We start from the raw sequence: 24,033 nt of genomic DNA, 5'->3' as shown, positions 1-24,033 counted from the left end.
GGACGCATGCCCCAGGTCAGCGCCGACGTGCACGTCCCGATCAGCCCGGACCTCGCCTTCGCCGTGTCGCAGACGACCGGCGCGGTCCGCCGCCGCTGGGATCCCTTCATCCGTGAGCAGCGCTTCCTCGACGGCGCGCTCGAGCCGGGGGTGGGAGTGCGCACGTACACCCGCTCCTCCTTCGCCGGTCCGATCTCGCCGAGCATGGTCAGCGAGTACGTCTCGTGGCGCCCACCGACGTCGGTCGGGATGACCATGGTGCGCGGGCCGTGGTTCTTCGCGCGATTCGGCGGGGGGTGGCGCTTCCAGCCCGACGGCGACGGGACCCTCGCGGTGTGGAAGTACACCTACGACGTGCGACCCAGCTGGCTGCAGCGCATCGCCCACCCCATCGGCCAGTGGCTGCTCGGGCGGGAGATCCGCAAGCGGATCGACGGCTTCGCCGGCGGGTGCCGGGACGAGCAGGTGCTCGCGGCGGCCCGGGCGGACATGGCCCGTCGTGCCGGTGCCACCACCCAGGGCGAAGGGGGCGAGGTCGCGTGAGTGGCTCCCCTTCGAGGCTCCTTCGTCGCACCTCAGGACATCGCCTTCGTCTCGCGGGGTGCCAGTGGACCTCGACCGGTGACCCGGTCGCCAACCTCGCGCGCATCGACGAGCTCACCGGTCGCGCCGCTGCGTCCGGCGCGCGGCTGGTCGTCCACCCGGAGGCGGCGATGGCCTCCTTCGCCGGACGGCTCGACACGGTCGCCGAGCCGCTCGACGGACGCTTCGCCGACGGGGTGCGCGCCCTCGCCGCACGCCATGGCGTGAGCATCGTCGTCGGCATGTTCACGCCGGCCGACACGATCACGACCGACGAGGGCAGGCAGCGCTCGCGGGTGCACAACACGCTGCTGGTCACCGGCCCGGGCACCACCGAGGCGAGCTATCGCAAGGTCCACCTCTACGACGCCTTCGGCAACCGGGAGTCCGACACCGTGGCGCCCGGCGACGAGGTCGTCACGATCGAGGTCGACGGGTGGCAGGTCGGCCTGGCCGCCTGCTACGACGTGCGCTTCGCCGACCACTTCACCGCGCTCGGTCGGGCGGGGGCCCAGCTCGTGGTGCTGCCGGCGTCGTGGGGCGACGGGCCCGGCAAGGCCTCGCAGTGGGACCTGCTCACCCGGGCGCGCGCCCATGATGCGCAGGCCTGGCTGCTCGGGGTCGGGCAGGCGTGGACGGCGGACTCGGTGCGCGGCCCGTACGGGATCGGCCGGTCCGTGCTCGCCGACCCCACGGGTGAGGTCCGCGCGCGACTGGGCGGGGGAGAGGACGTGCTGGTCGCCGAGGTCGACCGCGATCTCGTCGACCGGACTCGGGCGACCATCCCGCTGCTCTAGTTACTTGCGGGTACGACGTGCACTTGCCGTGCCGCGTCGGTCTGCTGCCCCGGAAACCCGGGACCCAGGATGTCAGCCCGTCCGCAGGTGCACGTCGTACCCGCAAGTAGCTCGAAGGACGGTGCGCCGGACCAGTTCGCGGATCCGCTCCGGATGGTTCATCACCTGGTCCCAGCTGAACCGCAGCACGAGCCAGCCCTCGGCGACCAGCCGGTTGTAGCGGATGCAATCGCGTTCGAGTGCTTCCTTCTGCCCGTGCCACTCGAAGGAGTCCGCCTCCATCACGATCCGCAGTTGAACGTCCGCGAGGTCGACGATCCCGATGAGTCCAGCGTCGTCCGTGATGCGCACCTGCGGCCGGACGTCCAGGTCGGGGATGTCCGAGACGATCCAGCGCAGTACCGACTCGAAGGGGTTCGCCGCCTGTGGATCGGCGAACCGGATCAGTCCCTCGACCTTGCCGCGGTACAACGGGGCCAGGCCGGCAGCCGCGAAGAGGAGCTCGTCCCGGTCCACCGCGCCCTCGCGCAGCGCCGAGTCGAGCACCGCGACGGCCTCGTCCGGCGGAAGGAGGCTGGCGCAGTCGAGCGCCGTCCGCACGCGCGACGTCACCCAGCCGTCCTCGCGATCGCTCGATGACAGGTCGCGCATGCGCACGTCGAGGCGGCGCCGCACGCCGGGCGCGACCTTGCGATTGCGGGGGAGGGCGACCTGCGGCTTGGTCGGCAACCACTTGCTCGGCCACCCCCACCGGGCCGTGGCGCTCAGCAGGATCGCGGTGCCGGACACCTCGTGGGCCGCGCGCCGTCCGGCCTCGGCGAGCTCGGTGAGCTCTGCACGCTGACCGATCCTCGCGGTGGACGGCAGGGCATATCGCCCCCGGGACTGGCGGATGATGGTGCCGGCCGCCACGGCACGGCGCAGCGCACCCTCCGTGGATCGCGTGAGGAGCTCGGCGCGAGTGGCGACCCCACCGAGCTCGACCAGAACCTCCTCCGCCTGCATGTCAGCATCCTCGCGGGCGCGTGCGCAGCCCGCTCGGAGTCATCCACAGGTACGTGACGTGCGGGTACGACGTGCACCTGCGGAGCCTGGCGAAGCGAGAGGCCCGAGTTTGCGGGCATCTGCCGAGGCGTGGAGCGGGAGGTGCACGTCGTACCCGCAAGTAATAAGTGGTTGGCTCGCGCTCTGACCGGGCCACGGCGGCCGGGGGCTGCCACCACGGCGCCGGAACCTAGACTGTCCCGCATGGCTGACCTCTCTCGCGACGACGTGGCACATCTCGCCTCGTTGGCTCGTATCGACCTGTCCGACGCCGAGCTCGACACCATGGTGGGGGAGCTCGCGACGATCATCACCTCGGTGGCGGCCGTGCAGCAGGCGCCGATCGAGGGTGTCGAGCCGATGAGCCACCCGATGCCGATCGTCAACGTCACCCGCCCGGACGAGGTGCGCCCGTCGCTAAGCCCCGAGGCGGCGCTCGCGATGGCGCCCGCCTCCGAGATCGAGCGCTTCGCCGTGCCGCGCATCCTCACCGAAGACTGAGCCCGAAGGACACCATGAGCGACCCCACCCGCATGACCGCTGCCGCGCTCGCCGACGCGCTGGCCTCCGGTGACCTCTCCTCCGAGCAGATCACCCGCGCCCACCTCGATCGCATCGAGGGAGTCGACGAGCAGGTCGGCGCCTACCTCCACGTCGCGGGCGAGTCCGCCCTCGCGGACGCACGCGCCATCGACGACCGCCGGGCGAAGGGGGAGGACCTCCACCGTCTCGCCGGCGTCCCGATCGCCGTCAAGGACGTCATGACGACGACCGGCATGCCGACGACTGCCGGCTCCAAGATGCTGCAGGGCTGGATCCCGCCGTACGACGCGACCATCGTCGCCAAGCTCAAGGCGGCCGGCCTGCCGATCCTCGGCAAGACCAACATGGACGAGTTCGCGATGGGCTCATCCACGGAGCACTCGGCCTATGGCCTCACCCGCAACCCGTGGGACCTCGAGCGCATCCCCGGAGGCTCCGGCGGTGGCTCCAGCGCCGCCGTCGCCTCCTGGCAGGCGCCGCTGGCGACGGGCACCGACACCGGCGGCTCGATCCGGCAGCCCGCAGCCCTCACGGGCTCGGTCGGCGTCAAGCCCACCTATGGCGGCGTCTCCCGCTACGGGATGATCGCGATGGCCTCCTCGCTCGACCAGGGTGGTCCGTGCGCGCGCACAGTGCTCGACACCGCGCTCCTGCACGAGGTCATGGCCGGCCACGACCCGCTCGACTCGACCTCGATCGACCAGCCCGTCCCCGACGTCGTCGGCGCCGCCCAGCGCGCGGACGTCAAGGGCCTGCGGATCGGCATCGTCAAGGAGCTGTCGGGCGAAGGCTTCTCGCCGCTCGTCCAGGCCCGCTTCGACGAGTCGGTCCAGCATCTCGTCGACGCCGGTGCGGAAGTCGTCGAGGTATCCTGCCCCAACTTCGTCCACGCTCTGGGCGCGTACTACCTGATCATGCCGAGCGAGGCGAGCAGCAACCTCGCTCGCTTCGACGCGATGCGTTACGGCTTGCGCGTCTCCCCGGACGGAGTCGACGCCCCGAGCGCCGAGCAGGTGATGGCCGCCAGCCGTGACGCCGGCTTCGGTGACGAGGTCAAGCGCCGCATCATCCTGGGCACCTACGCCCTCTCCTCGGGCTACTACGACGCCTACTACGGCAGCGCGCAGAAGGTGCGCCGCCTCATCGCCGACGACTTCGCCGCCGCCTTCGGCCAGGCCGACGTCCTCGTCAGCCCGACGGCCCCCACGACCGCCTTCCGCTTCGGTGAGAAGTCGGACGACCCGATGGCCATGTACCGCGGCGACATCGCGACGATCCCGGCCAACCTCGCCGGCGTGCCCGGCATGTCGCTGCCGAGCGGTCTGGCGGAGGACGGTCTGCCGGCCGGCTTCCAGATCCTCGCGCCCGCCATGGCCGACGACCGCCTCTACACCGTCGGCGCCGCCCTCGAGCAGCGCCTCGTCTCCGCCTGGGGTGGGCACCTGCTGGAGCAGGCCCCCGAGCTGGCCATCACGAAGGGAGCCTGAGACATGGCGACGACCACCACCGACGACGTCCTCGGCTACGACGAGGCACTGACGACCTTCGACCCCGTCATGGGTCTCGAGGTGCACGTCGAGCTCGGCACCGCCACCAAGATGTTCTGCGGGTGCGCGACCGGCTTCGGCGCCGAGCCCAACACGCAGGTCTGCCCGGTCTGCCTCGGTCTGCCCGGCGCGCTGCCCGTCGTCAACGCGATCGGCGTCGAGTCGGCGATCCGCATGGGCCTGGCGCTCAACTGCTCCATCGCCGAGTGGTGCCGGTTTGCCCGGAAGAACTACTTCTACCCGGACATGCCCAAGAACTTCCAGACCTCGCAGTACGACGAGCCGATCGCCTTCGACGGCTACCTCGACGTCGAGATCCCGACCGCCTCCGGTGAGGGCACCGAGATCTTCCGCGTGGAGATCGAGCGGGCCCACATGGAGGAGGACACCGGCAAGAGCATGCACGTCGGTGGCGCCACCGGCCGCATCCAGGGCGCCGAGTACTCGCTCGTCGACTTCAACCGTGCCGGGATCCCCCTCATCGAGATCGTCACCCGGCCGATCGTCGGTGCGGGCGAGCGGGCACCCGAGGTCGCCAAGGCCTTCGTCGGGGCGCTGCGGGACCTGCTGCGCTCCCTCGAGGTCTCCGACCTGAAGATGGAGCAGGGCTCGATGCGCTGCGACGTCAACCTGTCGCTGCGCGCCAAGGCGGGCGATGGCCCGACCTCGCCGGAGCAGCTGGCCGTGCCCCTCGGCACCCGCTCCGAGACCAAGAACGTCAACAGCCTTCGCTCGGTGGAGCGCGCCGTCCGCTACGAGGTCTGCCGCCACGCCGCGGTCCTCACCTCGGGTGGATCGGTCCGGCAGGAGACGCGTCACTGGCACGAGGACACCGGCGTCACCACGAGCGGCCGCGAGAAGTCCGACGCGGACGACTACCGCTACTTCCCCGAGCCCGACCTGGTCCCCGTCGCGCCGAGCCGCGAGTGGGTCGAGGAGCTGCGCGCCGCCCTTCCCGAGCCGCCCGCACAGCGCCGCAAGCGGCTGCTGGGCGAGTGGGGCTTCTCCGACCTCGAGATGCGCGATGTCATCAACGCCGGTGCCATCGAGCTGATCGAGGCCACCGTCGCGGCGGGTGCCAAGGCGCAGTCGGCACGCAAGTGGTGGCTGGCCGAGCCCTCCCGCCGGGCCAACACCGAGGGCGTCGACCTGACGACCTATGCCGAGCAGGTCGGGATCACCCCGCAGCACGTCGCCGAGCTCGAGTCGATGATCGTGGCCGGCCGGCTCAACGACAAGCTGGCCCGCCAGGTCCTCGAGGGGGTCCTCGACGGCGAGGGCACCCCGACGGTCGTCGCCGATGCGCGCGGTCTCGAGCTGGTCCAGGACGACGGAGCGCTCGAGGCGGCGGTCGACACGGTCATCGCGGCCAACCCCGATGTGGCGGACAAGATCCGTGGCGGCAAGGTGCAGGCCGCCGGCGCCCTCATCGGCCAGGTCATGAAGGAGATGAAGGGTCAGGCCGACGCCGGGAAGGCCCGGGCGATCATCCTGACGAAGCTCGGGGTCGAGGGCTGACGACCGCCCACCCCACCCGAGGTACCGGAGACGGTCGGCATGCCTACGATGAAGGGCATGCTGACCGTCTCCTTCCCTGACCAGACCTGGCTCGACGACGTGGGACCGATCGAGGGGGTGGCCCCGGTCGTCTGGGACCCGACGCAGCCGCCGCCCGGTGAGGACGTCGAGGTCTTCGTCGCCCCCTACATGGCGCCGAGCGCCCTGCTCGAGCCGGTCCGCGACAAGCCCTCGGTCCGTCTGGTCCAGCTGCTCTCCGCCGGCGTCGACGCGGCCCTGCCGGTCGTCCCCGAGCACATCGCCATCGCCAACGCTCACGGCGTGCACGACGCCGCAACCGCCGAGCTGGCGGTGGCCCTCGTCCTCGCTGCGCAGCGTGGGTTCGACGAGTTCGCCGCTGCCCAGGCGAAGGGGGAGTGGCTGCCCCGTGAGTTCCGCCCCGGCCTGGCCGACAAGCGAGTGCTCGTCCTCGGCTACGGCTCGGTGGGCTCGGCGATCGCCAGGCGGTTGGCTCCCTTCGAGGTGGAGCTGACCGCGGTCGCGTCGCGGGCTCGTGGAGGTGATGACCTCGTCGACCGGATCCACGGCACCGACGAGCTGCTGGACCTGCTCCCGCAGCAGGACGTCGTCATCTCGGTGCTGCCCGGGACGGCCGCGACCAAGGGCGTGCTCGGTACCGAGACGCTCGCCGCGCTGCCCGACGGCGCGCTCGTCGTCAACGTCGGGCGGGGCCCGGCGCTCGACACCGACGCAGCACTGGCCGAGGCAGGACGGCTGCGCTTCGCCCTCGACGTCACCGACCCCGAGCCGCTGCCGGGTGACCACCCACTGTGGTCGGCCCCGGGCGTCATCATCAGCCCGCACGTCGGTGGGGTGACCGAGGCCTTCCGCCCGCGCATGGTCGCGCTGCTGCGCGAGCAGCTGAGCCGGCTCGCTGCCGGCGAGGAGCCGCTGCACGTCGTCGGCCGCGGCTGAGGTCGGCTCACTCCAGGGGGTAGACGCGCGCCCCGACGCGCAGGACGCCGTCGGCGATGCTCGAGGCTCCGTCGAGGGCGGCGCTGCCGCCGGTGAAGGGGCCGTGCAGCCTGCCCTCGGGCGAGATCGCCCACGTCACGCGGGTGCGCTCACCGACGATGTTGGTCGTGGAGCCGTCGACGGCCACCCAGCCGCTGCGGTCGGCCTCCGCGACCACGATGCGCGGGCCGCCCGGGACGCGCACGACCCGCTCGGTGCCGACCTTCCACAGGCCGGCCGAGGCGCCGCGGTGCACGGGCTGCCAGAGGACGTCGGCCCGCTGGTCGCGGACGACATCGGTGTCGGACACCCACTCGCCGGGCGGCTGGGTCTGCGTGATCTCCCCGGTCCGCAGGTCGAGCGCGGAGTAGTGGTCGACGACGCGGTCCTTGCCGTCCCTGCCCAGCTGATCGGGGATGTAGATGGTGCCGTCGCTGTCGGGGAGGGAAAACGGTCGGGCCCGCGCGACCCAGTCCTTGTCCCACTCGACCACGCCGGTGCTCACCGAGCGTCCGGTCAGCACGTCGGCGCCGTGCTCGACGTAGGTGTCTCCGACGACGCGGCCGTAGTTGAGGCAATCCAGTCCCCGCACGACGACCTTGCCGTCATCGACCCGGGCCAGGTCCACTCCCTTCGATCCACGCGATGACGAAGGGAGGAAGACCACCGACTGCTCCAGGTCGGGCGCGTCGAGGGTCAGCGGGGCGCCCTGCTTGCACTCCGTGCCGGCCCTGCGGGGGGAGGTCCACAGCTCGTCGCCGGTGGTCAGGTCGTGGCCGGCGGTGCCGGCACGTGTCGTGACGACGAGGACGCCGCCGTGCTGGGCGACGGCGGTCGGCCGTCCCGCGGTGGCGGTCCACCACACCTGTCGACCCGAGTCGACGAGGCGAGCCACCAGGCGCCGCCCCTCCTCACCCTCCATCGACTCCTCGAGGACGACGGTCTCGTCGGTCGTGGTCATCACGTGGCTGTCCTCGGGGGCCCGCCACCGCACCTCACCGGTCTGGGCGTCGCGCGCGACGCCCTCGGCGAAGAGGGTGCTGCCGAGGCGGAAGGAGTCGACCGCGAGCTGGCCGTGGTCGCTGCCCCCGTCCCAGTGCTCCGGGCCGCCCGGGAGACCGTGGAGGCCGAGCCAGGCGCCACCACCGACTCCGAGCGCGAGGGCCACGGTGGCGGCGATCGCGGGGGCGCGGCGACCCAGGAGACGCAGGAGCAGGAGGGCCGGGCCGACGACGAGCAGGGCGGCCCCGGCCAGGTAAGGCCAGCGTCCGAGGTCGGCCAGCACGGCGGCGACGACCAGGCCGACACCGATCACGGTGAGGACTGCGCCGACGACGACCGGGTGTCTGCTGAGCCATCGCACGACCTTGCTCACCATGGGTCGCAGTCTAGGTCGGGGGCCGTGGCCCGATCGGGCACCGCGCCGTGGGTGTCAGCGGAGGGTGAGCCTCAGGACTCGGTCGTCACCCTCGCGCGGCTCCCCACGGAAGGTGTTGCTCGTCAGGACCCACAGGCTCCCGTCGGGGGCCAGGTCGACGTCGCGCAGCCGACCGTGCTCACCCTCGAGGAGGCGCTGTGGCGTCCCGACCTGCAGGTCCTCGCCCGCGCCGGTCACCGGCACCCGCCACAGGCTCTGGCCGCGCAGCGCCGCGAGGACCACCGAGCCGTCCTCCGCCACCGCGATCCCGCTGGGCGACGCCTCGGCCGTCGACCACGTCGCCACCGGGTCGACGAACTCGCCCCCGTCACCCGTGCCCTCCACTTGCGGCCAGCCGTAGTTGCCGCCCGCCTCGATCCGGTTGAGCTCGTCCCAGGTGTCCTGGCCGAACTCGCTGGCCCACATCGTCCCGTCCTCACCCCACGCCAGTCCCTGCACATTGCGGTGGCCGGAGCTCCACACGGGGGAGTCCGGCTCGGGGTTGCCGGGCGCCGGCTCCCCGTCCGGCGTGATCCGCAGGATCTTGCCGCCGAGGCTGTCGGCGTCCTGAGCTGCGGCGGTGTCGCCTGCGTCGCCGGTCGCCACGTAGAGCTGGCCGTCGGGACCGAAGGCGATGCGTCCGCCGTTGTGGTTACCCGCCTTGGGGATGCCGGTGAGGATCGGCTGGGGAGTGCCAAGGCCGTTGTCTCCCAAGGTCATCCGCAGCACCCGGTTGTCCTCGGCGGTGGTCGCGTAGACGAAGACCGTCCGGTCCTGAGCAAAGGTGGGGGAGACCGCGAGACCCAGGAGACCCCCTTCGCCCTCGGCCACGACGCCGGGCACGCTCCCGACGCTGCTCACCGCCCCGTCCTCGACCCGCACCACCTCGCCCCGGTCACGCAGGGTGACGAGCGCGGCGCCGTCGGGGAGGAAGGCCAGGTCCCACGGCACGTCGAGGTCACCGACGACCTCGGTGACGTCCGGCTGTGCGGTGGGCGGGGACGTCGACGACGAAGGGGGAGGGGCGCCCCCTTCGTCCGAGGTGCACGCGACGAGCGCGGCGGGCACGGCCAGGCCGAGCAGGATCCGGGCCGCTGCGTGACGCGTCATGCACAGACGCTACCGAGGAGTGGCGCCGGAGTGTGTCTCGCGCCACACTCAAGGGATGACGACGTCAGCAGAGGACCGGACCCTGATCCTGCTGAGGCATGCGGAGCCCGAGGCGGGCCGTGCCGGTCAGGACGACCGCGAGCGACCACTGAGCGAGCGGGGACGAGAGCATGCCCAGGACATCGGGCGCTGGCTGCGCGAGCAGGGCATCGGGTGCGACGAGGTGATGTGCTCACCCGCCCTGCGGACCCGCGAGACCATGCAGGAGGTCGCGGAGGCGGGGTGCTCCGAGGCCGAGGTGCAGATCGAGCACCGGCTGTACAACGCCGACGCCCATGCGGTGCTGTCGGTCATCAGGGAGTCGGTCAACGACGCCAACGTCCTGCTCGTCGTGGGGCACGCGCCCGGCCTGCCAGCGGCGGCGAGCCTGCTCGCGGACGGCGAGGGTGACGACGACGCGCACGACCTGCTGAGCAACGGCTTCCCGCCCGGCGCGGCCGCCGTGCTGCGCTTCTCCGGGCACTGGGACGACCTGGACTTCGGCGCCGCCCGGCTCGACGACTACCGGGTCCCGTAACGCGGGCAGCGGCTCGCTCCTTCGCTGGCCGCACCCGTGAACCGTCCGCATCATGGACTTCGGTGTCTCAGACGTTGACACGGTGCGAGCGGCGGGGGAAGGTAGCCGCATGGCCCTCCTCCTCGTACTTCCCCGGCGCGCTGCCTGAGCGACGACACGTCGCCGACGCAGCGCGCGCCCTTCATGTCCGCACCCGGACTGAAGGGCTTTTTCATGCCGGGAGATGATCAAGGAGCACCAGCAGATGGCACGCCGAACCGAAGGACACACGGTGACTGACACGAGCAGCAGCGCCCCGAGCCCGGCCGCGATGGCCCGCAGGCCCGGGAACGCCCGACCGACCCCCGAGCAGGTGACCGGAGCGAAGAGCCTGGTCCTCGCCCTCGAGCACGTCGGTGCGGAGGTCGTCTTCGGCATCCCGGGTGGCGCGATCCTGCCGGCCTACGACCCGCTGATGGACTCCACCAAGGTCCGGCACATCCTCGTGCGCCACGAGCAGGGTGCCGGCCACGCCGCCGAGGGCTACGCCTCGGCCACCGGCAAGGTCGGCGTGTGCATGGCGACGTCCGGGCCCGGTGCCACCAACCTCGTCACCGCGATCGCCGACGCCCACATGGACTCGGTCCCGATCGTGGCGATCACGGGCCAGGTCGCCTCGAGCGCCATCGGCACCGACGCCTTCCAGGAGGCGGACATCCGCGGCATCACGATGCCGATCACCAAGCACAACTACCTCGTGACCGAGGCGGCGCAGATCCCGCGGGTCATCGCCGAGGCCTTCCACATCGCGAGCACGGGCCGACCCGGCCCGGTCCTCGTGGACATCTCCAAGGACGCACTGCAGGCCACCACCACCTTCGCGTGGCCGCCGCAGATCGATCTGCCGGGTTACCACCCGGTGACGCGTCCGCACGCCAAGCAGATCCGCGAGGCGGTGCGCCTGATGGCCGCCAGCCGACGGCCTGTCCTCTACGTGGGCGGCGGCGTCATCCGCGCCGGTGCCCATGCAGAGCTGCTCCGGCTCGCCGAGCTCACGGGCATCCCGGTCGTCACGACCCTCATGGCGCGGGGCGCCTTCCCCGACGGGCACTCACTGCACCTGGGCATGCCCGGCATGCACGGCTCGGTGTCCGCGGTGACCGGCCTGCAGCGCAGCGACCTGCTGATCACCCTCGGTGCCCGCTTCGACGACCGGGTCACCGGCCAGCTGTCGTCCTTCGCCCCGGACGCCCGGATCATCCACGCCGACATCGACCCGGCCGAGATCTCCAAGAACCGGGCCGCCGACGTGCCGATCGTCGGTGACGCCAAGGCGATCATCAGCGAGCTCATCACGACCATCGAGGCCGGCGTGGGCGATGCCGCCGACGTCAACCCGCACACCTACAGCGCGTGGGCGGCGACGACGAAGGGGTGGGCGCAGGAGTTCCCCGTCGGGTACACCGCCACCAGCGACGAGGCGCTCATGCCGCAGCAGGTGATCGAGCGCATCGGTGCGATCGCCGGTCCGGAGGCCGTCTACGCCGCCGGGGTGGGACAGCACCAGATGTGGGCCGCGCAGTTCATCGGGTACGAGCGCCCCAACTCCTGGCTCAACTCCGGTGGCGCCGGGACGATGGGCTACTCGGTGCCGGCGGCCATGGGGGCCAAGGTCGGCGAGCCGGACCGGGTCGTGTGGGCGATCGACGGTGACGGCTGCTTCCAGATGACCAACCAGGAGCTCGCGACCTGCGTCATCAACGACATCCCGATCAAGGTCGCGATCATCAACAACTCGAGCCTGGGCATGGTCCGCCAGTGGCAGTCGCTCTTCTACAACGAGCGCTACTCCAACACCGACCTGCACACCTCGGTCGGCAACCGGATCCCCGACTTCGTCAAGCTCGCGGAGGCCTACGGCTGCGTGGGCCTGCGGTGCGAGCGGCCCGAGGACCTCGACGCGACGATCGAGCAGGCCATGGCGATCAATGACCGCCCGGTCGTCATCGACTTCGTCGTCGAGCGCGACGCGATGGTGTGGCCGATGGTGCCCGCCGGCGTGAGCAACGACGCCATCCAGACGGCCCGTGACGCCGCCCCGGTGTGGGACCGGGAAGAGTCCGAGGCCGAGGAGCAGGACACCGACGCAGACCACGACGGCCAGTGAGGCACGAGACCATGAGCACCAAGCACACCCTCTCCGTCCTCGTCGAGAACAAGCCGGGCGTCCTCGCTCGCATCTCGGCGCTCTTCTCCCGCAGGGGATTCAACATCGACTCGCTCGCAGTCGGGCCGACCGAGAACGACGAGGTCTCCCGGATGACCGTCGTCGTCGACGTCGACCTGCTGCCGCTGGAGCAGGTGACCAAGCAGCTCAACAAGCTCGTCGAGGTGCTGAAGGTCGTCGAGCTCGACCCGCTCGCCTCGGTCAACAGCCAGGTGGTGCTCGTCAAGGTGCGCGCCGACGCGACCAGCCGCAGCGGGATCCTCGAGACGGCGCAGATGTTCAAGGCCAAGATCGTCGACGCCACGGCTGAGGCGATCGTCCTGCAGGCCGTGGGCAACGCCGACAAGCTCAACTCGATGCTCGAGATCCTCGAGCCGCACGGCATCAAGGAGCTCGTCCAGTCGGGTGTCGTGGCGATCGGCCGCGGCCCCCGCTCGATCACCGACCGTTCCAGACACTGACCCCCTTCGTCATGGTCGCGCCGGACGCGAGACGATGACACCCAGACGTGACTGCAGTACCTACACCACAAGGAGAACCGCACATGGCCGCCGAAATGATCTACGACGCCGACGCCGACCTGTCCATCATCCAGGGCCGCAAGGTCGCCGTCATCGGCTACGGCTCGCAGGGCCACGCCCACGCGCTCAACCTGCGTGACAGCGGCGTCGACGTGCGTGTCGGCCTCAAGGAGGGCAGCAAGAGCCGCGCCAAGGCGGAGGCCGAGGGCCTGACCGTCCTCACCCCGCGCGCCGCTGCAGCCGACGCCGACGTCATCGTCATCCTTGCGCCCGACCAGGTGCAGCGTCACCTCTACGCGGACGACATCGCCCCCGAGCTCAAGGACGGCGACGTCCTCGTCTTCGGTCACGGCTTCAACGTGCGCTTCGGCTACATCAAGGCGCCGGCCGGTGTCGACGTCATCCTCGTCGCGCCGAAGGCTCCCGGCCACACCGTGCGTCGCGAGTTCGTCGACGGCCGCGGCATCCCGGACATCATCGCCGTGGAGCAGGACGCCTCCGGTCAGGCCTGGGACATCGCCAAGGCCTACGCCAAGGGCATCGGTGGCACCCGCGCCGGCGTCATCAAGACGACCTTCACCGAGGAGACCGAGACCGACCTCTTCGGCGAGCAGGCCGTCCTCTGCGGTGGCATGTCGCACCTCGTGCAGGCGGGCTTCGAGACCCTCACCGAGGCGGGCTACCAGCCTGAGATCGCCTACTTCGAGGTGCTCCACGAGCTGAAGCTCATCGTCGACCTCATGTGGGAGGGCGGCATCGCCAAGCAGCGCTGGTCGATCTCCGACACGGCCGAGTACGGCGACTACGTCTCCGGGCCGCGCGTCGTCGACGCCAAGGTCAAGGAGTCCATGCAGGGCATCCTCAAGGACATCCAGGACGGCACCTTCGCCACGCGCTTCATCGAGGACCAGGACAAGGGCGCCGTCGAGTTCCAGCAGCTGCGCGAGAAGGAGGCCGGTCACCCGATCGAGGCCACCGGCAAGGCGCTGCGCGCGCACTTCGCGTGGAAGTCCGGCGACGACGACTACACCGAGGGCTCTGCCGCTCGCTGATCACAGACTCCCGCCGCGGTCACCCCCGCGTCGGGTCCCCACAGGGGGCGCCCACCGGCTCATCAGCCGGGGCGCCCCCTGTGTCATGCCCGGCCGGCGCTTGGTGGCTGGGTGGGGGTGCGGTTCGTGGGGGCGCGGCTGGTGGCTGGGTGGCTGGCAGATGGCTGGGTGGAGGTATACGCGCGGACGATTCACCGGCGCGCCCACCTCCACTGGCGAAGGGGGCGCCTCGGGTGGAGGTCGACGCGCGGACGATTCACCGGCGGGTATACCTCCACCCGGCGTCAGGGCGGGGCGTGGGGAGGTGCCGCAGGAGGGGAGCTGAGCGCGAAGGGGGAAGGCTGGGTGGAGGTATACGCGCGGACGTTTTGTTGGCGCGCATACCTCCACTGACGAAGGGGGGACGCCGGGTGGAGGTCGACGCGCGGACGATTCACCGGCGGGTATACCTCCCCCCGGCGTCAGGGGGGGGCGTGGGGAGGTGCCGCAGGAGGGGAGCTGAGCGCGAAGGGGGGAGGTGCCCTCAGCCGGCGAGGTGCCCCCATGCGGGGGAGAGCTCAGCCCAGGGGCCGACGGCGACGGCTCGACCTGCGACGAGCACGACGACCGAGTCGGCCTGCTCGAGCGCAGCGCGCTTGGAGGTGGCGCCGATGACCGTGGCCCCCTGCTCGCGCAGGCCCCGCCACAGGGCGATCTCGGTGGTCGCGTCGAGCGCGGAGGAGACGTCGTCGGCGAGCAGCAGCTCGGCCTCGGTGGCCAGCGCCCGGGCCAGGGCCAGGCGCTGCACCTGACCACCCGAGAGGCGCACGCCGCGGTGCCCGACGAGGGAGTCCGGCCCGCCGGCCGAGGACACGTCGTCGCTCAGCCGGGCCAGTGCGACCGGCTGCTCGAGCGGCCGCTCGTGCCCGAGCCGGACGTTGTCGGTGAAGGTCCCCGACAGCACCCGCGGCACCTGGGCGACGTGGGCGACCCGACCGGGTCGCAGGACGCGCTGCGGGTCGGTGACGGGCTGGCCGTTCCACAGGACGCTGCCGCGGTGGTCGATCAGGCCGGCGAGGGAGGCGAGCAGGCTCGACTTGCCGGACCCGACCTGGCCGACGAGCAGCACGAGCTGACCGGCGTGGACGGTCAGGTCGATGTCGGTGGCGCCGATGGTCCCGTCGTCGTGGACGACCGTGACATCTCGCAGCTCGAGGTGCCGCAGTGGCTCGCGCTCACCGGCGACCGGTGCCGGGGCGGTGCCCTCGACGAGGTCGACACCCTCGGGCAGGTCCATCAGGTCGGTGCCGCCCGCAAAGCGCGCGGTCTCGACCTGCCAGGCGCGGGTCCCCGGTGCCTCGGTGACGACCATGCTCGCGACGCGACCAAACCAGTCGAAGCCGGCCACGGCGCCCGAGACGAGGATCGCCGTGCCGAGCCCCCACCCGCCGGCGACGTGGATCCACCACGTCGCGACGACGCCGCACTGGACCATGATGAGAGGGACGGCGTCGAGGACGGCCTGCACCCGGTGCTCCTTGACCGCGGCGTCGACGCGCCCACCGTCGACCTCGCGCAGGTGGCGCCGGACGTACGGGGTGGCTGCGGCCAGCTTGATCGTGCGCACCGACTCCAGTGCCGAGACGACGGCCCGACCGAAACCTGCGCGGGCCGTGGACGCAGCAGCCGCCGAGCGACCGGCGATCGGACGGCCGAAGCTGGCCGCGACGGCGGAGGTGACCATGACGGTCAGGAGCACGGCACCGGCGACCCAGGTCCCGGCGAGCACGGAGGTGAGCGCCGTGATGACGAGGCCGTTGATGAAGTCGACCCACCGGTCGGCGTAGCGCGCGTAGCGGTCGGCATCCATGGAGCGGGCGACGACCTCCCCGGGAGGGGTCCGCGGCAGCCGCTCGGCGCGGGTCTGGCCGACGAGGACCGCCATCCGGGCGCGCAGCATGACCTCGATCCACCACCGTGGGTAGCGGGCGAAGGCCTGGGCGGTGAGGAAGGGGACGACGAGCAGGCAGACGGCGAGGGTGACCGCGAGCGCCGTCGGCGTGCTGCCGGCCTGCAGGTCTTCGACGATGCGGCCCCAGACCAGACCGGTGACGGCTCCCTGCGCGCCGAGGAGTGACATGGCCAGGAAGCAGAAGGCTCCGGCGATGCCCCAGGCAGGCGTGACCGACAGTGCGTGCACGATGCCGCGACCGAGCGACGGGCCGTCGCCGACCTCGGGCTGCTCGGGAGGGGTCGTCGTACGGCGTCGTCCGCCCACCGGGTCGAGGTCGGAGTGGTCGAGGTGCCCTTGGGCGGCGGGCAGGTCCGTCGCGGACTCGGTGCGGCTGTCGAGCAGGAGGCTGCGGAAGGGGCCCTCTGCCTCGGCCAGGTCGGTGCGGCGGCCCTGCTGGATGACCCGGCCGTGGTCGAGGACCACCACGTGGGGGGCCCGCTCGATGGTGTTGAGCCGGTGGGCGATGAGGATGCCGGTCCGGCCGACGAGCAGCCGGTCCGCGGCCGACACGACGCGGCGCTCGGTGAGCGGGTCCATGCGGGCGGTCGCCTCGTCGAGGACGACGACGCGGACGTCGCGCACGAGCAGCCGGGCGAAGGCGACCAGCTGCTCCTCCCCGGCGGACAGCCTCGTGCCCCCGGGGCCGAGCAGGGTGTCGAGGCCCGCGGGCAGTCCCTCGACCCAGTCGCGCAGGCCGAGCTCGACCACGGCCGCCTCGATGTCGGCCCGCGGGGTGTCGTCGAAGAGGGCGATGTTGTCCGCGAGGGTGGCTGCGACGATCTCGGTGCGCTGCGTGACGACCCCGACGTCGGTGCGCAGCTGCTGCAGGTCGATGTCGCGCACGTCGACGCCGCCGACGAAGACGCTGCCACGGGGCGGCTCGACCGCCCGCGAGACGAAGGACGCCAGGGTCGACTTGCCGGAGCCGGTCCGGCCGACGAGCGCGACGGTCTCGCCGGCGGGAGCGGAGAAGGTGACATCGCGAAGGGCGAAGCTGCCCTCGTCGTAGGAGAAGTCCAGGCCGCACACCTCGACGGCGACCTCGGCCCCTGCAGGGACCGGCACCCCACCTCGTGGTTCGGGCTCGACGGCGAGCATCTGGCGCAGTCGGATGACGGCACCCAGACCGGCCTGCAGGTCGGGCAGGTGGTTGGCCAGCTGGGTGACCAGCCCGACGAAGGTCGACGTGACGATGAAGAGGGTGACGAGCTCGCCGACCGACAGCGAGTCGTTCACAGTCAGGGCGATGCCGGCGATGCCGATGCCGGCGAGCAGCGCGTGGAGCAGCAGCCCGGCGCGACGGGCCAGCCGGCTCTCGAGGGTGACCACGTCACGGAAGCGTGCGTGGACCCGGGCGGTGAGCGTCGCCAGCCGCTGCACCATGTGCGCCTGCCCCAGGCTCGTGCGCAGGTCGTCGCGCCCGGCGATGCCCTCCTCGAGTGCGCTCGCGTGGTCGGTCCAGGCCATCTCCTCGATGACCTTGCGACGGGCGATCTCACCGAGCAGGGGTCGCACGGCCACGCCCGTCAGGCCCGCGAGCAGCGGGAAGATCAGCCACGCCGGCCACCAGGTCACACCGGCGACGATCCACATCGGGAGGACGGAGAAGGCGGTGCGGGCAAACATCCACAGCTGCCAGCGCATGAGGTTGCCGACCTCGTGGGTGTCGTCGTCGACCCGGTCGAGAATCTCGCCGGCGGCCTGCTCGGACAGCACCGCGACCGGCTGGGCCAGGGCCGCGTCGAGCAGGTCGTCGCGCAGCACGCCCTCGGCCCGGTCGGACAGGCCGACCCACACGACCTTGCCGATGTTGTCGATGAGCGCGCCGCCGACGACGAGGACGGCGAGCAGCTGGACGAGCGCGGTCGTCGGCGTCTCGGCGAGGCGACCGATGACGACCGTGCCGAGGGTGAGCAGGATCGCGGCCAGAGCCGAGCACGCGAGCGCCGCGCCTGCGGCGGGCGAGCGCATCCGGCGCCAGGTGACGGTGCGCTCCGGTGGTGTCGGGTCGGTCGTGGTCGGGTGCGGCGTGGCGGTCCGCTCAAGGGTCTGCGTCATGACCTGTCAAGGCTATGTCCACCCACCGACACGCGCCTCCGATTTATCTGGCGTCCACTCCCTGACGCGTCCGCCGGCGATCGTCTCGAGGGGTCAGACGCGCGTCCACCCTCTGGATGGGGCCTTCCGTCGCACCACCCGGCCCGCATACCGTCGCATGATCGCCCGGCCCACCCGGCCCCGCCCCCTTCGCACCATCGGCACCCCCACCCACGTCGTGCCTGCCCGCACCACCCCCGCTGCACGACCGAGGAGCCGTCATGAGCGACGAGGCCACCGAAGCCCGCCGCGCCCTCCAGGAGAGCCTGGACCGCCGCGACAGCGGCGAGTGAGCGCACCCGAACCAACCGACCGCCCCCGACCGTCTTGGTCGGGGGCGGTCTGGCGTGTGAGACGAGGTATCAACCCCCGGACCGGCGAACTACGGTGGAGGCATGCCTGAGCTGCGTTCTCGAACCACCACCCACGGTCGCAACATGGCCGGTGCCCGTGCCCTGTGGCGCGCCACCGGCATGGGGGAGGGCGACTTCGGCAAGCCGATCGTCGCGATCGCCAACTCCTTCACCCAGTTCGTCCCCGGGCACGTGCACCTGAAGGACATGGGCCAGCTCGTCGCGGGAGCGATCGAGGAGGCCGGGGGAGTCGGCAAGGAGTTCAACACCATCGCCGTCGACGACGGCATCGCGATGGGCCACCACGGGATGCTCTACTCGCTGCCGAGCCGCGAGGTCATCGCCGACTCGATCGAGTACATGGTCAACGCGCACTGCGCCGACGCCCTCGTGTGCATCTCCAACTGCGACAAGATCACGCCGGGCATGCTGCTGGCCGCGCTGCGGCTGAACATCCCGACCGTCTTCGTCTCCGGCGGGCCGATGGAGGCCGGCAAGGCGATCATCGGCGAGGACGGCGAGACCTTCACCCGCCTCGACCTCGTCGACGCGATGGTCAAGGCCGTCGACGACAACGTCAGCGACGAGGAGATCTCTGCGATCGAGCAGGCGGCCTGCCCCACCTGCGGCTCCTGCTCGGGCATGTTCACCGCCAACTCGATGAACTGCCTCACCGAGGCGCTGGGCCTCTCCCTCCCGGGCAACGGCTCGACGCTCGCGACCGCGGAGCTGCGCCGCGACCTCTTCCTCGACGCCGGGCGCCTCGTGGTCGACCTGTGCCGCGACTACTACGACAACGACGACGAGTCCGTGCTGCCGCGCTCGATCGCGACCAAGCCCGCCTTCGCCAACGCCATGCGCCTGGACATCGCGATGGGCGGCTCGACCAACACGATCCTGCACCTGCTCGCCGCGGCCCAGGAGGCCGAGGTCGACTTCGACCAGGAGGACATCGACGGGCTGTCGCGGGTGACCCCGTGCCTGGTCAAGGTCGCGCCCAACAGCAGCGACTACTACATGGAGGACGTCCACCGTGCCGGCGGCGTCCCCGCGATCCTCGGTGAGCTGCACCGCGGGGGCATGCTCGACACGGGCGTCCGCTCCGTGCACAGCAAGACCCTCGAGCAATGGCTCTCCGACTGGGACATCCGCTCCGGCGCGACGACCGCCAAGGCGTCCGAGCTCTTCCTCGCCGCACCCGGCGGGGTCCGCACGACGCAGGCCTTCTCCTCTACCAACCGGTGGACCAGCCTCGACACCGACGCCGAGACCGGGTGCATCCGCTCGGTCGAGCACGCCTACACCAGCGAAGGGGGCCTGGCCGTCCTCACCGGCAACCTCGCCCCCGACGGTTGCATCGTCAAGACCGCCGGCGTGCCCGAGCACCAGTGGAACTTCTCCGGACCGGCCCGCGTCGCCGAGTCCCAGGAGGACGCGGTGACGATGATCCTGTCCAAGGAGGTCCAGGAGGGCGAGGTCGTGGTCATCCGCTACGAGGGCCCCAAGGGCGGTCCCGGCATGCAGGAGATGCTCTACCCGACGTCCTACCTCAAGGGCACGGGCCTGGGCCCGAAGTGCGCGCTGATCACCGACGGTCGCTTCTCGGGCGGCTCGTCCGGCCTGTCGATCGGCCACGTCTCCCCGGAGGCCGCCTCGGGTGGCGCGATCGGTCTCGTGCAGGACGGTGACGTCATCGAGTTCGACATCCCCGGCCGCCGGGTCAACCTGCTCGTCGACGACGAGGAGCTGGCCCGTCGCCGTACCGAGCAGGACGCGAAGGGGTGGGCTCCCGTCAGCCGCGACCGTCCCGTCTCCGCCGCGCTGAAGATCTTCGCGAAGTTCGCCCAGTCCGCCGACAAGGGCGCCGCCCGCAAGGTCGACTGAGTCCGCATCGCGGGACGCGGGGTTCACATGTCGGGACGGCGACCTAGCCTGAGCACATGACCAGCGACGCGCAGCAGACCACGTTCGACATCGCCGTCCTCGGTGGTGACGGGATCGGCCCCGAGGTGGTCGCCGAGGGCCTGAAGGTCCTCGCTGCCACCGGCGTCGACGTCCGCACGACGGAGTACGACCTGGGCGCCGCCCGCTGGCACCGCACCGGTGAGACGCTGCCCGACTCGGTCGTCGAGGAGCTGCGCGGTCACGACGGGATCCTGCTCGGGGCCATCGGCGACCCGACCGTGCCCTCTGGTGTCCTCGAGCGCGGCGTGCTGCTCCCCCTTCGCTTTGCGCTCGACCACTACGTCAACCTGCGTCCGGCCAAGCTCTTCCCCGGCGTCACCAGCCCGCTGTCGACCGAGGTCACCGACAAGGGACTGGACTTCGTCGTCGTCCGCGAGGGCACCGAGGGTCCGTACGTCGGCAACGGCGGCGCGCTGCGCGTCGGTACCCCGCACGAGATCGCGACCGAGGTCAGCGTCAACACCCGCTTCGGCGTCGAGCGCGTCGTGCGTGACGCCTTCGCCCGCGCCCAGGGCCGCCCGCGCAAGCACCTGACGCTGGTCCACAAGCACAACGTGCTCGTCCACGCCGGTCACCTGTGGCGCCGCACCGTCGAGGAGGTCGGCGCGGAGTTCCCCGACGTCGAGACCGCCTACCAGCACGTCGACGCCGCGACCATCTTCCTCGCGACCGACCCGGCGCGCTTCGACGTGATCGTCACCGACAACCTCTTCGGCGACATCATCACCGACATCGCCGCGGCCGTCGCCGGTGGCATCGGCCTGGCCGCGAGCGGCAACATCAACCCCACCCGCGAGGCCCCGAGCATGTTCGAGCCGGTCCACGGCTCGGCCCCGGACATCGCCGGTCAGGGCAAGGCGGACCCGACCGCCGCGATCCTGTCCGTCGCGATGCTGCTCGACCACCTCGGTCGCACCGAGGACGCCCAGCGCGTCGAGAGCGCCGTCGCCGCCGACCTCGCCGAGCGCTCGGCCGAGCGGTCCACCAGTGCGATCGGTGATGCCGTGGCCGCGCGGCTCTGACGCCTCCCGTCCGGGGGGTAACCTGCAACACACCAGACCCCGAGGAGACGTGCCCGATGACCGCTGAGCTGACCTTCACCACCACTCGCAGCGAAGCCCCCATGTCCGCAGCCGAGCGGGAGGCCGTCCTGGCCAACCCCGGCTTCGGATCCACCTTCACCGACCACATGGTCACGGCGACGTGGACGAAGGGGGAGGGCTGGCACACCGGTGAGGTGCGCCCCTTCGGGCCCCTCCAGATCAGCCCGGCCGCATCCGTCCTGCACTACGCGCAGGAGGTCTTCGAGGGGATGAAGGCCTACCGCCACGAGGACGGCACGGTGTGGACCTTCCGGCCCGACCGCAATGCCGCCCGGATGGCCCGCAGCTGTGAGCGCCTCGCTCTGCCGGTGCTCTCCGAGGAGGACTTCATCGGTGGGATCAAGGCCCTCGTCGAGGTCGACCAGGCGTGGGTCCCCGCCTACGGCAGTGGCGAGATGAGCCTGTACCTGCGGCCCTTCATGTTCGCCTCCGAGGCATTCCTCGGCGTGCGACCGGCCAACGAGGTCACCTTCTCCGTCATCGCCAGCCCCGCGGGCGCCTACTTCCCGGGTGGCCTCAAGCCGGTCAACCTCTGGCTCAGCCGCGACTACGCGCGCGCCGGCGCCGGTGGCACGGGTGCCGCCAAGTGCGGTGGCAACTACGCCTCGTCGCTCGCCGGTCAGCTGGAGGGCATCGAGCACGGCTGCGACCAGGTGGTCTTCCTCGACTCCTCGACGCAGACCTACATCGAGGAGCTCGGCGGGATGAACCTCTTCTTCGTCACCAAGGACGGCCGCCTGCGCACCCCTGCGCTCACCGGCTCGATCCTCGAGGGCGTCACCCGCAGCTCGATCCTCGAGCTCGCGCCCGACCTGGGCCTCACGCCCGATGAGTCCCGCATCGAGATCGACGAGTGGACGCAGGGCGTGGCCTCCGGCGAGATCACCGAGGTCTTCGCCTGCGGCACGGCGGCGGTCGTCACCCCCGTCGGCGAGCTGAGGTGGGACGGTGGCTCGACTGCGTCCACTGCTGGCGAAGGGGGCGGGGAGTACACCCGCAGGATCCGCCAGGCCCTCCTCGACATCCAGTACGGCGTCGCCGAGGACACGCGTGGCTGGATGACCCGCCTCGCCTGACCCTTGCCTCGTGGCCGAGACTGGGGCCGTGACTCCACGGCTCATCGCGACCGATCTCGACGGCACCCTGCTGCGCAGTGACGGGAGCGTCTCGCAGCGCTCGGTCGACGCCCTTCGTGCCGTCGCCGACGCGGGCCTCGAGACGGTCCTCGTCACGGCCCGCCCACCCCGGTGGCTCGACGAGCTGGCGCACGTCGTCGGGGCACGCGGGGTGGCGATCTGCGGCAACGGTGCCTTCCGCTACGACGTCGCGGAGCGGCGGATCTTCGGCGTGCGGTCGATCCCGCGGGACGTCGTCACGTCGATCGTGCGCGACCTGCGCGAGCAGGTCCCGGGGACCGGCTTCGCCGCCGAGCGGCACAACGGGCTGGCCGCCGAGAGCATGTTCGCCGCGATCCACGACCACCCCGAGGACCTCGTGACGACCCCGGCGATCGAGCTGCTCACCGACGCCTCCGTCGGCAAGCTCCTGGCCCGCAACCCGCACCTGACCGACGACGAGTTCATCCGCGTCGCCACCGAGGTCGTGGGGGACCGGGCGATCGTGGCCTTCTCCGGGGCCGGGGGGCTCGCGGAGATCTCTGCCGTGGGCGTCACCAAGGCGGCGGCGCTCGCGGGCTGGTGCGCGGAGCTGGGGATCGACGCGACCGACGTGTGGGCCTTCGGTGACATGCCCAACGACCTGCCGATGCTCACCTGGGCGGGGCGCTCCTTCGCCGTGGCCAATGCGCACCCGGAGGTGCTGGCCGTGGCGACCGACCGGGCACCGGCAAACGACGAGGACGGAGTGGCGGTCACGCTCGAGCGGCTCCTCGCTCGCCCTACCGCTGCTGAGCCCCAGTGATCACCGCCCGCGACGTGATCCTGCGATCGTGGCGCGGACCCGCCCTTCCTGCTGACGGGTCGTGGGAGCGGATGGCTCCGTTGCGGGAGGGCCTCCATGCGGTCCTCGCCGTCCACGCGCACGCCGCGGTGAGCGCCCCGGACACGGTCACCGACGCCGAGCTGACGCAGTGGGGCGCCGACGGTCTGGGTGGCGCACACGACCCCCGGCTCATGACGCGGCTGGCGGGTCGGGAGGGAGTGGTCGACGTGCTGGATGTCGTCCTCGTCGCCACGGGGACCGGCTCCTCACCCCTCGTGGCGAGGCCCGACCTGGCGGACCATCCACGGGTCCGCTTCGCCCGGGAGACCCGCGAGTGCGTCAGGGTCCTCGACTGGCCCGGTCGTGACGACGTCGTCGTCACCGTGGGCGATTCCTTGGGTGGCCTCGCGGTCGTCAGCTACGAGATCGATGCGCCGGCACGCGGACACGGGCTGGGCACTCGCACCGTGGACGCCGCGCGCGGACTCGTCCCCGAGGGTGAACCCGTCGTCGTCCTCGTCTCCCCGGGCAACACACCGAGCCTTCGGGCAGCGTTGCGGGCGGGGTACGAGCCGGCCGGCTCCATCCAGCTGTACCGACCGGGTCCGGACCCGGCGATCCCATGATGCGGACGGGGGAGGCGGCCGCTGACC

General features: G+C 71.6%; 19 protein-coding genes. 15 read left to right on the top strand and 4 right to left on the bottom strand.

Going from position 1 to position 24,033, the window contains the following annotated elements; all coding sequences use genetic code 11:
- Positions 1 to 6: 6 nt before the first annotated feature.
- Together EXU32_RS10185 and EXU32_RS10180 are read left to right on the top strand one after the other, a co-directional pair.
- Positions 7 to 543: a type II toxin-antitoxin system RatA family toxin gene (locus tag EXU32_RS10185; protein WP_130629809.1), complete on the top strand. Its 537-nt coding sequence runs from the start codon at positions 7 to 9 to the stop codon at positions 541 to 543.
- Complete coding sequence (locus EXU32_RS10180; RefSeq protein WP_130629808.1) at positions 540 to 1,379, top strand: carbon-nitrogen hydrolase family protein; 840 nt, start codon at positions 540 to 542, stop codon at positions 1,377 to 1,379. Before EXU32_RS10185 ends, EXU32_RS10180 begins: the two co-directional genes overlap by 4 nt.
- 72 nt (positions 1,380 to 1,451) lie before the next feature.
- Here the strand turns inward: EXU32_RS10180 and EXU32_RS10175 are convergent, their stop codons facing one another.
- Positions 1,452 to 2,384 carry a DUF559 domain-containing protein gene (locus EXU32_RS10175; protein ID WP_130629807.1) on the bottom strand — a complete coding sequence of 311 codons (933 nt, stop codon included), beginning with the start codon at positions 2,382 to 2,384 and terminating at the stop codon, positions 1,452 to 1,454.
- 243 nt (positions 2,385 to 2,627) lie between these two features.
- Between EXU32_RS10175 and gatC the strand changes: the two genes are divergently transcribed.
- The 4 genes from gatC to EXU32_RS10155 are packed head-to-tail and all read left to right on the top strand — an operon-like array spanning position 2,628 to position 7,006.
- A complete protein-coding gene (gatC, locus tag EXU32_RS10170) occupies positions 2,628 to 2,924 on the top strand; it encodes an Asp-tRNA(Asn)/Glu-tRNA(Gln) amidotransferase subunit GatC (protein WP_130629806.1) in 297 nt (98 codons plus the stop codon).
- Between the two features lie 14 nt (positions 2,925 to 2,938).
- Complete coding sequence (gene gatA / locus EXU32_RS10165; RefSeq protein ID WP_130629805.1) at positions 2,939 to 4,453, top strand: Asp-tRNA(Asn)/Glu-tRNA(Gln) amidotransferase subunit GatA; 1,515 nt, start codon at positions 2,939 to 2,941, stop codon at positions 4,451 to 4,453.
- 3 nt (positions 4,454 to 4,456) lie between these two features.
- The gene (gatB, locus tag EXU32_RS10160; RefSeq protein WP_130629804.1) at positions 4,457 to 6,031 is read left to right on the top strand and encodes an Asp-tRNA(Asn)/Glu-tRNA(Gln) amidotransferase subunit GatB; all 1,575 of its coding nucleotides are present in this window, start codon (positions 4,457 to 4,459) and stop codon (positions 6,029 to 6,031) included.
- A 57-nt stretch (positions 6,032 to 6,088) separates the two neighbouring features.
- Complete coding sequence (locus tag EXU32_RS10155) at positions 6,089 to 7,006, top strand: 2-hydroxyacid dehydrogenase (RefSeq protein WP_347400272.1); 918 nt, start codon at positions 6,089 to 6,091, stop codon at positions 7,004 to 7,006.
- 7 nt (positions 7,007 to 7,013) lie between these two features.
- Here the strand turns inward: EXU32_RS10155 and EXU32_RS10150 are convergent, their stop codons facing one another.
- Both EXU32_RS10150 and EXU32_RS10145 read right to left on the bottom strand, forming a co-directional pair.
- On the bottom strand, positions 7,014 to 8,423 hold the full coding sequence (locus tag EXU32_RS10150; protein ID WP_130629803.1) for a hypothetical protein: 1,410 nt from the start codon (positions 8,421 to 8,423) through the stop codon (positions 7,014 to 7,016).
- A gap of 54 nt (positions 8,424 to 8,477) precedes the next feature.
- Entirely contained in the window at positions 8,478 to 9,572 is a 1,095-nt protein-coding gene (locus tag EXU32_RS10145) for a PQQ-dependent sugar dehydrogenase (protein ID WP_130629802.1), read from the bottom strand.
- 55 nt (positions 9,573 to 9,627) lie between these two features.
- Here EXU32_RS10145 and EXU32_RS10140 point away from each other — a divergent pair, with 55 nt between their 5' ends.
- The 4 genes from EXU32_RS10140 to ilvC all read left to right on the top strand — a co-directional run bounded on the left by EXU32_RS10140 (position 9,628) and on the right by ilvC (position 13,928).
- Positions 9,628 to 10,149 carry a SixA phosphatase family protein gene (locus tag EXU32_RS10140; RefSeq protein ID WP_130629801.1) on the top strand — a complete coding sequence of 174 codons (522 nt, stop codon included), beginning with the start codon at positions 9,628 to 9,630 and terminating at the stop codon, positions 10,147 to 10,149.
- A gap of 310 nt (positions 10,150 to 10,459) precedes the next feature.
- Complete coding sequence (locus tag EXU32_RS10135; RefSeq protein WP_242612972.1) at positions 10,460 to 12,295, top strand: acetolactate synthase large subunit; 1,836 nt, start codon at positions 10,460 to 10,462, stop codon at positions 12,293 to 12,295.
- An 11-nt stretch (positions 12,296 to 12,306) separates the two neighbouring features.
- Positions 12,307 to 12,816, top strand: coding sequence for an acetolactate synthase small subunit (gene ilvN / locus EXU32_RS10130; RefSeq protein WP_130629799.1), 510 nt, complete (start codon positions 12,307 to 12,309; stop codon positions 12,814 to 12,816).
- Positions 12,817 to 12,899: 83 nt separating this feature from the next.
- Positions 12,900 to 13,928, top strand: a complete 1,029-nt coding sequence (gene ilvC, locus EXU32_RS10125; RefSeq protein WP_130629798.1) for a ketol-acid reductoisomerase — start codon at positions 12,900 to 12,902, stop codon at positions 13,926 to 13,928.
- A 523-nt stretch (positions 13,929 to 14,451) separates the two neighbouring features.
- On the opposite strand, the gene EXU32_RS10120 is transcribed toward ilvC, so the two are convergent.
- A complete protein-coding gene (locus EXU32_RS10120) occupies positions 14,452 to 17,979 on the bottom strand; it encodes an ATP-binding cassette domain-containing protein (RefSeq protein WP_130629797.1) in 3,528 nt (1,175 codons plus the stop codon).
- 434 nt (positions 17,980 to 18,413) lie between these two features.
- Here EXU32_RS10120 and ilvD point away from each other — a divergent pair, with 434 nt between their 5' ends.
- From ilvD to EXU32_RS10095, 5 genes are read left to right on the top strand one after another with little or no spacing between them, the layout of a single operon-like run.
- Positions 18,414 to 20,255, top strand: a complete 1,842-nt coding sequence (gene ilvD, locus EXU32_RS10115; protein WP_130629796.1) for a dihydroxy-acid dehydratase — start codon at positions 18,414 to 18,416, stop codon at positions 20,253 to 20,255.
- Positions 20,256 to 20,311: 56 nt separating this feature from the next.
- Positions 20,312 to 21,358: a 3-isopropylmalate dehydrogenase gene (locus EXU32_RS10110; protein ID WP_130629795.1), complete on the top strand. Its 1,047-nt coding sequence runs from the start codon at positions 20,312 to 20,314 to the stop codon at positions 21,356 to 21,358.
- 56 nt (positions 21,359 to 21,414) lie between these two features.
- Entirely contained in the window at positions 21,415 to 22,515 is a 1,101-nt protein-coding gene (locus EXU32_RS10105; RefSeq protein WP_130629794.1) for a branched-chain amino acid aminotransferase, read from the top strand.
- Positions 22,516 to 22,543: 28 nt separating this feature from the next.
- A complete protein-coding gene (locus EXU32_RS10100) occupies positions 22,544 to 23,359 on the top strand; it encodes an HAD family hydrolase (RefSeq protein WP_130629793.1) in 816 nt (271 codons plus the stop codon).
- Entirely contained in the window at positions 23,356 to 24,006 is a 651-nt protein-coding gene (locus EXU32_RS10095) for a GNAT family N-acetyltransferase (RefSeq protein ID WP_130629792.1), read from the top strand. Before EXU32_RS10100 ends, EXU32_RS10095 begins: the two co-directional genes overlap by 4 nt.
- Positions 24,007 to 24,033: the final 27 nt, after the last annotated feature.

This window comes from Janibacter limosus (genome assembly GCF_004295485.1).
Lineage (GTDB): Bacteria > Actinomycetota > Actinomycetes > Actinomycetales > Dermatophilaceae > Janibacter > Janibacter limosus_A.
Note: the sequence above shows the minus strand (reverse complement) of the source record. Positions and strands in the feature narration are given on the sequence as shown.